At 33.7% G+C, this 13020-nt stretch carries 13 protein-coding genes; 10 read left to right on the top strand and 3 right to left on the bottom strand.

Annotated features, from left to right (window positions below; translation table 11 throughout):
• Window positions 1–2: 2 nt before the first annotated feature.
• The 3 genes from JI750_RS08245 to JI750_RS08235 all read right to left on the bottom strand — a co-directional run bounded on the left by JI750_RS08245 (window position 3) and on the right by JI750_RS08235 (window position 1869).
• A complete protein-coding gene (locus JI750_RS08245; protein ID WP_202000182.1) occupies window positions 3–875 on the bottom strand; it encodes a sugar phosphate isomerase/epimerase family protein in 873 nt (290 codons plus the stop codon).
• Window positions 876–907: 32 nt separating this feature from the next.
• Window positions 908–1444 (bottom strand): NADPH-dependent FMN reductase, encoded by a 537-nt coding sequence (locus JI750_RS08240; protein ID WP_202000179.1) that lies wholly within the window; start codon window positions 1442–1444, stop codon window positions 908–910.
• Window positions 1445–1512: 68 nt separating this feature from the next.
• On the bottom strand, window positions 1513–1869 hold the full coding sequence (locus JI750_RS08235) for a hypothetical protein (protein WP_202000177.1): 357 nt from the start codon (window positions 1867–1869) through the stop codon (window positions 1513–1515).
• A gap of 179 nt (window positions 1870–2048) precedes the next feature.
• Between JI750_RS08235 and trmD the strand changes: the two genes are divergently transcribed.
• The 10 genes from trmD to JI750_RS08185 all read left to right on the top strand — a co-directional run bounded on the left by trmD (window position 2049) and on the right by JI750_RS08185 (window position 12911).
• Window positions 2049–2729 carry a tRNA (guanosine(37)-N1)-methyltransferase TrmD gene (gene trmD / locus JI750_RS08230; RefSeq protein WP_111365359.1) on the top strand — a complete coding sequence of 227 codons (681 nt, stop codon included), beginning with the start codon at window positions 2049–2051 and terminating at the stop codon, window positions 2727–2729.
• 80 nt (window positions 2730–2809) lie between these two features.
• Window positions 2810–3631 carry an AraC family transcriptional regulator gene (locus tag JI750_RS08225; protein ID WP_202000174.1) on the top strand — a complete coding sequence of 274 codons (822 nt, stop codon included), beginning with the start codon at window positions 2810–2812 and terminating at the stop codon, window positions 3629–3631.
• 104 nt (window positions 3632–3735) lie between these two features.
• On the top strand, window positions 3736–4857 hold the full coding sequence (locus tag JI750_RS08220) for an agmatine deiminase family protein (RefSeq protein WP_202000171.1): 1122 nt from the start codon (window positions 3736–3738) through the stop codon (window positions 4855–4857).
• 186 nt (window positions 4858–5043) lie between these two features.
• Window positions 5044–5394, top strand: coding sequence for a 50S ribosomal protein L19 (rplS, locus tag JI750_RS08215; RefSeq protein ID WP_008462155.1), 351 nt, complete (start codon window positions 5044–5046; stop codon window positions 5392–5394).
• 280 nt (window positions 5395–5674) lie between these two features.
• On the top strand, window positions 5675–7894 hold the full coding sequence (locus JI750_RS08210; RefSeq protein WP_202000168.1) for an NADP-dependent isocitrate dehydrogenase: 2220 nt from the start codon (window positions 5675–5677) through the stop codon (window positions 7892–7894).
• 142 nt (window positions 7895–8036) lie between these two features.
• A complete protein-coding gene (locus tag JI750_RS08205; protein WP_202000165.1) occupies window positions 8037–10418 on the top strand; it encodes a TonB-dependent receptor in 2382 nt (793 codons plus the stop codon).
• Between the two features lie 30 nt (window positions 10419–10448).
• Window positions 10449–11270 (top strand): DUF4249 domain-containing protein, encoded by an 822-nt coding sequence (locus JI750_RS08200; RefSeq protein WP_202000162.1) that lies wholly within the window; start codon window positions 10449–10451, stop codon window positions 11268–11270.
• 2 nt (window positions 11271–11272) lie between these two features.
• Window positions 11273–11755, top strand: coding sequence for a GyrI-like domain-containing protein (locus JI750_RS08195; RefSeq protein WP_202000159.1), 483 nt, complete (start codon window positions 11273–11275; stop codon window positions 11753–11755).
• A gap of 2 nt (window positions 11756–11757) precedes the next feature.
• Window positions 11758–12204 carry a DinB family protein gene (locus JI750_RS08190; RefSeq protein WP_202000156.1) on the top strand — a complete coding sequence of 149 codons (447 nt, stop codon included), beginning with the start codon at window positions 11758–11760 and terminating at the stop codon, window positions 12202–12204.
• Between the two features lie 47 nt (window positions 12205–12251).
• Window positions 12252–12911, top strand: coding sequence for a thiamine diphosphokinase (locus tag JI750_RS08185; protein ID WP_202000153.1), 660 nt, complete (start codon window positions 12252–12254; stop codon window positions 12909–12911).
• The last annotated feature ends 109 nt before the right edge of the window (window positions 12912–13020 follow it).

The following is a 13020-nucleotide window of genomic DNA, read 5'->3' as shown; positions in this document are numbered from 1 at the left end:
AATTAGATTAAATTCTTCGAAATAAAATCACAGCTTTTTTTAATCGAATCAAAAGAATCAGAAGCAAAATTATTTTCCTGTTCTACAAAAAAATGAATCATTCCTGATTTTATTGCCGCTGCGAAAAAGGGTTTAAAATCAATTGTTCCAGAACCTACTTCAGTATTCAAATCGCTATTATTCTTATCTTTATCTTTCACATGCCACATTTTGAAACGGCCTGGATTTTCTTTAAATAGTTTCAAAGGATCATTTCCAGAATGAACTACCCAATACAAATCCAATTCAAAATAAACCAAATCTTTGTCGGTCTCCTTTAATAGAATTTCGTAACCTGTAACGCCATCATATTTTTTAAACTCAAAATCATGATTGTGATAAGCCAGTTTCAAGCCTGCTTTTTTGCACATTTTTGCGGCTTCATTTACTCGGGAAGCAATCTTTTTATAATCTTCAATATTTCTCCTAAAAGGTTCATCAATCCATGGAACAGTCAGAAATTCATTTTTAAGAACTTTTGCAGCCTCAATTGCGGCGATTAATTCTGCAGTATTTCCGTCATATAAAAAACTTCCTAAATTATAATGTCCGCTAACTGCTTTCAGTCCATTATCATCTAAAATCTTTTTTAATTCTTCAGGCTTTAATCCCCAAAACTGATCTTTAATTGAAAAACCGTATGTTTCAACGGTCGTATAACCTGATTTAGCAACTTTTTCTAAAGTTCCTTTTACATCTTTAGGAAGTTCATCACGAAGTGTATACAGCTGTAAACCTATTTCTTTTTTATTCATAGAAAATGCAAATGATGGTGAAGCCAAAACTGCTGTTGCAACAAGACCTGTGGTTACGATAAAGTTTCTTCTGCTAATCATTTTAATGATTTAAATTTCAGAAAGTAAATATATTATAAAAATTGATTCTTAAAGTTTTTTGCAAAATTTTGAAGTGCATTTTCAGTCTGTTCCGAAACTATTTCTCCTTCAGCATTCACTTTTCCGCGTACGCCTTGAATTAAAAGCTGCGTCGCTTCATCAAATTTAGCTTCAAGCGTTTTCATTACTAACATTAGCTGCTCGTGTCCTATTTCGCCTGAAGCAGAAGCTGTAATAAGACCCGTTTTTTTGTTTGAAAAGATAGTTGTTGAAACACACCATTCTAAAGCATTCTTTAAACTCCCGGGAAGACTGAACACATATTCGGGAGTGCAAATGAGAACTCCATCGGCACTTATAATTTTATTTCTAAATGAAGTGATTTCTTGTGGAGGATTATCTGTATCTAAATCTGGATTAAAATGCGGAAGATGCTCTAAATCTTCAAAAAACTCTACTTCAAATTCAGGTTTTAAATAATTCGAAATGTATTTCAGAATTTTAAAGTTACTAGAATTACTTCTCGTACTTCCAGATATAGCAAGGATTTTTATTTTTGATGAAGTCATTAAATAAACAATTCGTATTTCTAAATAAATCTAAAAATACGAATTGTTTAAAAATATTTCGGATAAATTTATTTAGATGTCAATAGATTTAATCCTTCCATTTTTACAGAATCAATTGCTTGAGGCGGATAATTCTGTTTCTCTTGTCGTGTTGATGTCACTTTACCTTCTTTATTTATATAGACATAATTGTAACGCCAATAATTTGCTCCGGCCAATGACGTTGTTCCGTCTTCAGTAAAGACTTGATCAGCATAAACGAGAATTTCTCCATTTTGATTATTATCTAAAGTTCTTACTGGATTTCCTAAGGTTTTAAGCACTTTCGATTTAGCTTCTCCCACAGCGACCGTAGCTGAGCTAGTGCTCGCACAGGAGAATACAAAGAGTGCAAGCAATGCGGACATTAATATTGTTTTTTTCATAATAAGTGTTTGAATTTACGTTTGGACTTGGTTGTTATCCTACTGACAATTAATCTTGTAATGATAATTAAAGTTACTACAATCCTTTTTACATAATTTAATAAGTATGTTATATAATTATTACCAAAAGACTCTATGCATTATTTGTATCTTTGCCAGCAAGAAATTATCGAATAAAGATGCGAATTGACATTATTACTCTTTTACCTGAATTATTAAGGAGCCCGTTTGAGGCCTCAATTATGAAACGCGCCATTGATAAAGGTTTGGTCGAAGTGCATTTTCACAATCTTCGTGATTATAGCACAAACAGACAGAAAAGTGTAGATGATTATCCTTTTGGCGGAGGTGCTGGAATGGTAATGACAATTCAGCCCATTGATGATTGCATTACACATTTGAAAAGCCAGCGCGAATACGATGAAGTAATTTATATGTCTCCTGACGGCGAAACTTTAAACCAGAAAATGGCCAATAAAATGTCGATGTATGAAAACATTATCATTTTATGCGGACATTACAAAGGTGTTGATCAAAGAGTTAGAGATCATTTTATTACTAAAGAAATTTCTATTGGAGATTATGTTTTATCGGGAGGAGAACTAGGGGCAATAGTTTTGTCTGATGCTTTAATCCGATTAATTCCTGGTGTTTTAAGTGACGAAACCTCAGCTTTGACAGATAGTTTTCAGGACAATTTATTGTCTGGCCCAATCTATACAAGACCTGCAGATTACAAAGGATGGAAAGTTCCAGAAGTTTTAACCAGCGGACATGCTGCCAAAATCGACAAGTGGCGCGAAGACATGGCTTACGAACACACAAAAAACAGGCGTCCAGATTTATTAGAAGGGCACTAAAGATTGCTCAGCCTCAGATTTACAGTTTCAGCCTTAAATAATCCTGCAGACCGAGATTAAGACTCTAAAACTGGATAAAAATGAATGATTTTAATCTAAAGCGCATTTATAATACCAGAAATCATATTGAGATACATTACAATCAAATTATCTCAATAAGTGATCTTGAAGATATTTCCAGTTATTCTTATAGAAATTTACAGCGCGTTTTTTATTCTTTATTTCGGGAAACAATTGGTGCTTATCAGACAAGGTTAAAAATAGAAAACGGATACAAAAAGCTTTTATATTCTAATACACAAATTTCAGATATTGCTCTTGAAGTTGGCTTTGCAGATGTACAGTCTTTTTCCAAAACTTTCAAAAAACATTTTAATTATTCTCCTTCTAAAGCTAGAAATCAAAAAGAATTCCTGCTTAATGATTTTCATCCAAAAGAATTTATTGCTTTTTCAGAACCAGAAATTGTTTTCATTCCAGAAATAACTGCTTATTATTCCAGCTGTAAAACTTCCTATATTAATCCTGAGATAGAAACGCTTTGGGATTCTTTATTAGAAAATGAAATTAAAGACCCCATTTCAGATTACTTTGGTATTATTACAGATGATATTGTAATTACAGAAAAATCGAAATGTACGTATGAAGCCTGTATCGTTACCAAAGCCATTCTGAAAAATCTTCCAGTAAAAAAGCTTTTTGGAGGCGAATATGCCCGTTTTTTCCATCACGGATGTTATGAAACGCTGGAAGATACTTATCAGCAAATTTTTGGCGGATGGTTTCTTCAAAATGACATTGAAATATCTCATTTACCGGTTATTGAAGAGTACATCAAAAACGATTCAAATTGCAATACACCAGCCGATTATCTTACAGCTATTTATATTCCTCTTATTTAAATTGTCCATTTTGGACAACTTCTCAATTACTATTTAGAAATACTTTTGTCCCGTCAAGTTATCGATAAAAACGGCATTAAATATTTAAAAACAAATCAATTAAGATGAAAAAGCTTTTTTTAACATTAGTCCTAATTCCTTTAATCTCTTCTTGTCAAGGGGATGAAATAAATACAATTACAGAAAAAATAGAAAATACTGAAGCTATGTACACCATGCCAGAAGAATCGGCTCCACATGAAGGAACTTGGCTGCAATGGCCACATCAATATCAATATGGAATTGATTATAGAAACGATTTAGATGCAACTTGGATTGCCATGACTAAATCACTAATAACAAGTGAAAGAGTTTTTATTGTCGCTTATGATTCTACTGAAAAAAACAGAATTGAAGCTTTATTACAAGAATCAGGAATTTCATTATCATCTATTGAATTTAAAATTTATAAAACCGATGATGTTTGGGTAAGAGATAATGGACCAATTTATGTAAAAGACAAAAACAATCAATTGGTCATTCAAGATTGGGGATTTAATGGCTGGGGCAAAAAAGCAGCTTTTCAAAATTGCAATACAATTCCATCAGAAATTGGTGCAGAACAAAAAATCACGGTTTTAGATTTCAATAATATAATGATTAATGAAGGAGGAGCTGTAGAAATAGACGGAAATGGCACTTTAATGGCTACCAAAAGTTCAATACTAAATTCAAATCGAAACCCTTCAATGACGCAGCAACAAGCCGAGACGAATTTTAAAAAATATCTTGGAGTGACACATTTTATTTGGCTAGACGGCAAAGCAGGAAGGGAAATTACCGATATGCATATTGATGGATTTGCTCGTTTTGCTAATAAAAACACAATCGTAACCATGAATGAAAATGATTTATTGTATTGGGAAGTTCCTCAAAATGACATCAGTACTTTATACAACTCGAAAGATAAAAACGGCAAAAATTATACTTTCTTAAAATTGCCATTGTCTAAAAATAATGTTGTCACAACTTACGGTAAAAAACTAGGATATAAAGGCTCTTATGTAAACTTTTATATTGGAAACACTGTTGTTCTGGTTCCTAATTATAGTGATCCCAATGACGCTGTGGCTAATCAGTTAATTCAGAGTTTGTATCCGACTCGAAAAGTAATTGGAATTGATGTTCGCAATTTATATGCAAACGGAGGAATGATTCATTGTGTTACTCAGCAACAGCCTAAATAAAAAAAATTTAAATATGAAAAATTCCAAATTCCAAACATCAAATAATCAGCCGATTAAAAAAATGGAATTTGGAATTTTATTTCTTGGAATTTCATTTTTTTCAAACTATATTTGCACCCGAATTTGACCAACCTCTGGCGAGATCCGTGAATGTTGTTCTAATATAAAACCATAATTTAAATTATCATGGCAGATTTATTAAAATTCGTTCAAGACGAATTCGTTGCTAAAAAAGATTTTCCAGATTTCGGAGCTGGAGACACAATCACTGTTTTCTACGAAATTAAAGAGGGTGAAAAAACAAGAACTCAGTTCTTTAAAGGAGTTGTGATTCAAAGAAGAGGTTCTGGTGTTACAGAAACTTTTACTATCCGTAAAATGTCTGGATCTGTTGGTGTTGAGCGTATCTTCCCAGTGAACTTACCAGCTTTACAAAAAATCGAAGTTAACAAGAAAGGTGCTGTACGTAGAGCTAGAATTTTCTACTTCAGACAACTTACTGGTAAAAAAGCTAAGATTAAAGATAAAAGAAGATAATCATTTATCAAAATGTTATAAAAAACTCGTTTCATACTGCTTGAAACGAGTTTTTTTTATGTTCTATTTTCATCACTATCAAAACTGTAATTTTTTAATACCAAAATCATCGATTTAGCAATTTAACGAGCTCGAAATAACAATCTGTTAATTTCATCATTTCTCTTCAAAACTCAACCGTTTTCGTTGTGATTTTATTATATTTGCTCCGCTCATTTTGAGCCGAATATATCTTTTACATCGTTAACTCCTGACGATACGATTATAAAAAAAAAAGAAAATGAATAAATCAAAAATTTTTTACACCTTAACTGATGAGGCGCCTCTATTGGCAACTTACTCTTTGTTACCAATTGTTCAAGCTTTTACAGCAACAGCTGGAATTGAAATCGAAACCAGAGATATTTCGCTGGCAGGAAGAATTTTATCAAACTTCCCAGATTCTTTGACAGATGCTCAAAAAACTGGAGATGCATTGGCAGAACTTGGCCAATTAGCAACTCAGCCAGAAGCAAACATTATCAAATTACCAAACATTTCAGCATCTGTACCGCAATTAAAAGCGGCTATTGCTGAATTACAATCGCACGGATACAACGTACCAAATTTCCCAGAAGATCCACAAAACGACGCTGAAAAGGAAATTAAAGCAAAATATGCAAAAGTATTAGGTTCTGCTGTAAACCCAGTTTTACGTGAAGGAAACTCTGACCGTAGAGCTCCAAGAGCAGTTAAAAACTTTGCAAAAGCAAATCCGCACTCTATGGGTGCTTGGTCTGCTGACTCAAAAACTAAAGTGGCTTCTATGGCAGGAGGTGATTTTTACGGAAGTGAAAAATCATTAACTGTAAATGAAGCAAATGATGTAAAAATCGAATTTGTTGCTAAAGACGGAACTACAACTGTTCTTAAAGCAAGTACTCCATTAAAAGCTGGAGAAATCATTGACAGTTCTGTATTAAGCGTAAGCAAATTAAAGGCTTTTGCTGCTGATGTAATCGCTGAAGCTAAAGCTGCAGGAGTTTTACTTTCTGTGCACTTAAAAGCTACAATGATGAAAGTTTCTGATCCAATTATCTTTGGCGCTATCGTTGAAGTATATTTTGCAGATGTTTTCAAAAAATACGCTTCTTTATTCGCTGAATTAAATGTTGACACAAGAAACGGTTTAGGTGATATCTACGCTAAAATTGCTGGAAGACCTGAGCAGGCAGAAGTTGAAGCGGCTATCGATCAGGCAATCGCAAACGGACCAGCTCTTGCAATGGTTAATTCTGATAAAGGAATTACAAACTTACACGTTCCATCTGACGTAATTGTTGATGCTTCTATGCCAGCAATGATCCGTACTTCTGGACAAATGTGGAACAAAGAAGGTAAAGCACAAGATACATTTGCTGTTATTCCAGACCGTTCTTACGCTGGTGTTTATACTGCAACGATCGATTTCTGTAAAAAACACGGTGCTTTTGATCCAAAAACAATGGGAAGTGTTCCTAACGTTGGATTAATGGCTCAAAAAGCTGAAGAATATGGATCTCACGACAAAACTTTCCAAATGAAAGCTGACGGTGTTGTTCGTGTTGTTGATGCAAACGGAAATGTTTTAATGGAGCAAAACGTTGAAGCTAATGACATTTTCAGAATGTGTCAGGCAAAAGACGCTCCTATTCAAGACTGGGTTAAATTGGCTGTAAACAGAGCTCGTTTATCTAGTACTCCTGCTGTTTTCTGGTTAGACGAAAACAGAGCACACGATAGAGAATTGATCGTAAAAGTTCAAAAATACCTTAAAGACTACGATACTACAAACTTAGATATCCGTATTTTAAACCCAGTTGCTGCTACAGAATTTACTTTAGACAGAATCATCAAAGGTTTAGATACTATTTCTGTAACTGGAAACGTATTGCGTGACTACTTAACAGATTTATTCCCAATCTTAGAATTAGGAACTTCTGCAAAAATGCTTTCTATCGTTCCGTTAATGAACGGTGGTGGATTGTTCGAAACTGGTGCTGGAGGTTCTGCACCTAAACACGTTGAGCAATTTACAGAAGAAGGATACTTACGTTGGGATTCATTAGGAGAGTTTTTAGCTCTTGGCGCTTCTTTAGAGCATTTAGGGCAAACTTTAGACAATTCTAAAGCAATTGTTTTATCTGAAACTTTAGACCAAGCAAACGATAAATTCTTAGCAAACGATAAATCTCCAGCTCGTAAAGTTGGTCAGATTGACAACAGAGGTTCTCACTTCTATTTAGCATTCTACTGGGCTCAAGCTTTGGCTGCTCAAACTAAAGATGCTGAATTGAAAGCAATCTTTACTCCAATTGCTGCTGAATTTGAAGCTAACGAAGCTAAAATCGATGCAGAATTAATTGGTGCTCAAGGTAAAGCTCAAAACATTGGAGGTTACTACCAACCAACACCAGAATTGGTAAGCAAAGCAATGCGTCCAAGTGAAACTTTCAACGCTATTGTTGCTAAAATCAAATAATTCAGAATACATTTTGTATTTCTAAATAAGTAAAAGGACAACTCGCAAAGTTGTCCTTTTTTTATCTTAACTTATCTTTAACAAAAATTCCGTAAGAATATGTAGTAAGAATTTGTTAACTATGTAAATCAAAATCAATATAATGATTACAAAAAATACCTGCACATTTTTTCTTTTTATTCTTACGATTTTCACCTCATTTGCGCAGGAAAAATTCACTCTAAGCGGAACTATTACTGACAGCCGAAATAATGAAACTCTAATTGGAGTTTCAATCTATATTCCATCACTAAAAATTGGTACTACTACAAACGAATACGGATTTTACTCGCTTTCTGCCCCTAAAGGAGAATACGAAATTGAAATCAGTTATACCGGTTATCAAACCATTCAAAAAACCGTTATTTTAAATCAGAATTCAAAAAGCAATTTCTCGATTAAAGAAGGCGGCGAAGAACTTCAAGAAGTCATTATTACAGAAAACAAAGGCAAGACAAACATCAAATCGCCAGAAATGAGCGTTAACAAACTCTCTATTTCAACCATAAAAAAAATGCCTGTGGTTTTAGGAGAAGTCGATGTTATAAAATCGATTTTACTGCTTCCAGGTGTTACAAATGCTGGCGAAGGTGCTTCTGGATTTAATGTTCGCGGAGGCGGTGCCGATCAGAATTTAATTCTTTTGGACGAAGCTACGATTTTTAATTCTTCTCACGTTTTCGGTTTCTTTTCTGTATTCAATCCCGATGCCATTAAAGATCTAAAATTGTATAAAGGAGGAATTTCTGCACGTTATGGCGGCAGAGCGTCTTCGGTTTTAGAAATCTATCAAAAAGACGGAAGCAGTAAAGGTTTTCATATGAATGGCGGAATTGGCTTAATATCAAGCCGTCTGCTTGCTGAAGGTCCGATTGCAAAAGACAAAGGTTCTTTTTTAATTGGAGGAAGAGCTTCTTATGCGCATCTTTTTTTAAAACTCTCAGAAGAGAATAAAAATAATTCAGCCTATTTTTATGACTTGAACACCAAATTAAGCTATAAACTCAACGATAATAATAGCCTTTACTTATCAGGTTATTTTGGGCGTGATGTTTTCAGATTAAACAAAAGCTTCACTAATACTTACGGAAACTCTACTTTAAATTTCAGATGGAACCATTTATATTCTGATAAATTATTTTCAAATCTTTCTTTAATTTATAGCGATTATTATTATGGCTTAGATCTTGATTTTGTTGGATTTACTTGGGATTCTGGGATTAAAAACTATAATATTAAATACGACTTCAAACATTATCTTTCAGATAAATTAAAACTGAATTATGGTGTAAACGGAATCTATTATCAATTTAATCCCGGAACAATTAAGCCAACTGGTGAAGATTCAGGAATCAATCCGGATCAATTGGATAAAAAATACGCTTTTGAACCTTCAGTTTATTTGGATGCAGAAAGTCAGCTTTCTAAAAAAATTACTGTCGCATACGGATTACGATATAGCTTATTTTATAGATTAGGCGCTTCTACCATTAATTATTACGATAATAATCAAGCAGTTGTTTTTAATAGTGATATGCAGATTTACGAAAAAGGAACACCAACTTCAACAAAGTATTTTGGAAAAAATAAAGTCATTCAGAGTTATGGCAATCTCGAACCGCGTTTTTCTATTTCTTATCAATTAAATGACGATCAAGCCATAAAAGCCAGCTATAATAGAATGGCACAATATCTTCAGTTAATTTCTAACACTTCATCTCCTACTCCGCTAGATGTTTGGATGCCTAGCGACAATTACATAAAACCTCAACTTGCAGACCAAGGGGCCATTGGATATTTTAGAAATATTTACAACGGCGCTTATTCACTAGAAGTCGAAACTTATTACAAGAAAATACAAAACAGGTTAGATTACATAGACGGAGCCGATTTAATAGCCAATAATGCCATTGAACAAGTCATTTTAAATGGTCATATGCGTTCGTATGGCTTAGAGTTAATGATTAAGAAAAACAAGGGCAAATTCAACGGCTGGATTTCGTACACAATTTCCAAATCTGAACAGCAGACGCCTGGAAGAACTCCCGAAGAAACAGGAATTAACAATGGCCAATGGTATGCTTCTGCATATGATAAAACACATAATCTTGCCATTACATCGGCTTACAACTTAAACGAAAAATGGTCTTTTGGCGCTAACTTTGCTTTGCAGTCAGGACAGCCGGTTACTTATCCGAATGGGCAATATGAATATTTAGGAATAACAGTTCCAAGTTATGGTTTGAGGAATGAAAACAGACTCCCTTCTTATCATCATTTAGATATTTCTGCAACCTTAACTCCGAGCAAAAACAAAGATCGAAATTGGAAAGGCGAATGGGTTTTCAGCATTTACAACTTGTACAATCGTATGAATGCTGCCTCAATCAACTTTCGCCAAAATGTTGACACTGGTGTAAATGAAGCTATTAAAACATCTATTTTTGGAATTGTTCCAGCGGTTAGCTATAATTTCAAATTCTAAAAAATCAATGTAAAAACTAAAAATATAAGTATGAAAAAATTAGTTTTTTTAATCGTGATTCTCACATCTGTACTCTTCACAAGTTGCGAAGAGGTTGTAGATGTTGATTTAGATACAGCCGCTCCAAAATTAGTAATTGAGGCTGCTATTAATTGGGAAAAAGGAACAGCAGGAAATGAACAGACGATACGACTAACTACAACGACTGGTTATTTTGAAAACGTAATCCCAACTGTATCTAATGCAATTATTTATATAGAAAACAGCAAGAAAGAAAGATTTAATTTTATCGAAATTAAAAAGACAGGACAATACGTATGCTCTAATTTTACTCCTGTTATTGACGAACAATATACACTAACCGTAATTAGCCGAGGAAATAGATATATCGGAACCGAAACTTTAAAATCAATAGCGCCCATTACCCGAATAGATCAAAATAACGAAGGTGGTTTTACAGGAAAAGATATCGAAATTAAAGCTTTTTATAATGATCCTGTTGATGCAGATAATTTTTATTTGTACAAATATTTATACCCTAATAAAGTCAAATCTATCTATTATGTAGATGAGGATAAATTTTTTAATGGCAACGAATTTTTCAGCCTTTCTGATGATGAAGATTTACAAATTGGAAATGAAATCGAGATAACACACTATGGAATCTCAAAACAATACTATAATTATATGAGCATCTTAGTCAGCATTGCTGGAAGTAATATTGGCGGACCATTTCAGTCTCCTCCAGCAACTGTAAAAGGAAATATGGTCAATGTAACTAATAAAGATAGTTACCCGCTAGGCTATTTCTCCTTAAGCGAAACCAGTACAAAAAAATATAAAATTCAATAATTATGCAACCGCTAATCAAAACCTTAACCGAAAAAAAACTAGTCGGACATTTTATTGAGATGTCTTTTATCGAAAACAAAACTTTTCAATTATGGAGTGATTTTATGCCTAATAGAAAAGAAATACAAAATGTAATAAGTCCTAATTTATATTCTTTAGAAGTTTATGAAAAAGAGCATTTTAACAATTTTGATCCGAATGATATTTTTCAAAAATGGGCAGCAGTAGAAGTTTCAGATTATTCAACTATCCCAGAAGGAATGGAAACACTAATTGTTCCAACTGGTTTATATGCTGTTTTTCTTCATTTAGGACCAGCTTCAGAAGGACATAAAACTTATCATTATATTTTTGCAGAATGGCTTCCAAATTCTGATTACACAGTTGATGACAGACCCCATTTTGCAGTAATGAACGAAAGATATAAAAAAGACGATCCAACTTCTGAAGAAGAGATTTGGATTCCAATAACAAAAAGAAATTAATTATGGTTTTACAAACTTTAAAAACACTTTTCAATAGAGATTTAGACAAGCTGAAATTTGAAATCGAATCTTACGAATTCGAAAAGCAAATTTGGACAATCGATAAAAATATTTCTAATTCTGCTGGAAATCTTTGTCTTCATTTAATTGGAAATCTAAACACTTATATTGGAGCAGAAATAGGCGAAACAGGTTATGTGCGAAATCGTCCTTTGGAATTTTCATTAAAAGACATTCCTAAATCAGAATTAATTCAGAAAGTTGAAGATACAATTTCAGTTGTAAACAAAGCTCTGGACAATTTAACAGAAGCTGATTTAGAAACGATTTACCCGCAAATTGTTTTTGAAAAAGAAATGACAACTGGATTTTTCTTAATTCATCTTTCAACTCATTTGGCTTACCATCTAGGACAAATCAATTACCACAGAAGACTGCTAGATTTCTGATTCTAGATTGTAAACATTACCTTTGCAACACATTCAAAAAAACATACATGTCATCACATCATATAGTTCGCGACGATCAAGAACCTGCTTTAATAATTGCAAATGGCGCAGCCTGTGATCCAGAATTATTAGGACAATTGCTAGAATGGTCACCACTAGTTGTCGTTTTAGATTCGGCTATTGAAAGAGTGATTGAACTAGGCATAAAAGTTGACGTTTTATTGGGTGATTTTGACCGTGGGTTCGATCCTGAAATTTACAAATCACAATTCCCGATAGAAATTGTTCATACTCCTGATCAAGACAAAACCGATTTGGAGAAAGCTTTTGATTATCTTATCGAAAGAAAAATTCCCGCCGTAAATGTCGTCTGGGCAACTGGAAGACGTGCAGATCATACTATTACAAACCTTACACAAATTGTTCGTTACCGAGATTTGCTCAAAATTGTAATTCTTGATGATCATTCTAAAATATTCCTGCTGCCAACAAAATTTGAAAAATGGTATACTGCAAAAACACCAATTTCGCTAATTCCGATTGGTGTTGTAAACGGCATCTATTCAGCGAATTTAAAATACGAATTAAACAACGATACCCTCACAATGGGTTACAGAACCGGAAGCAGTAATTCTGTCGAAAAAGACGGTATTGTATCCATTACTCATCGTGAAGGCGATTTACTTTTAATGGAATGTTTTGATTAGGAGCTATTCCCTACTGTCCGCTATATCTTTTCCTGGCTAAAGAAGCCAGAAAAAGGATGCCGCTCCCATCAGGGCTAGTGCACTCATTTTCAAAACAAGCCTTTCTTCA

The organism is Flavobacterium tagetis, from assembly GCF_016735615.1.
Lineage (GTDB): Bacteria > Bacteroidota > Bacteroidia > Flavobacteriales > Flavobacteriaceae > Flavobacterium > Flavobacterium tagetis.
Note: the sequence above shows the minus strand (reverse complement) of the source record. Positions and strands in the feature narration are given on the sequence as shown.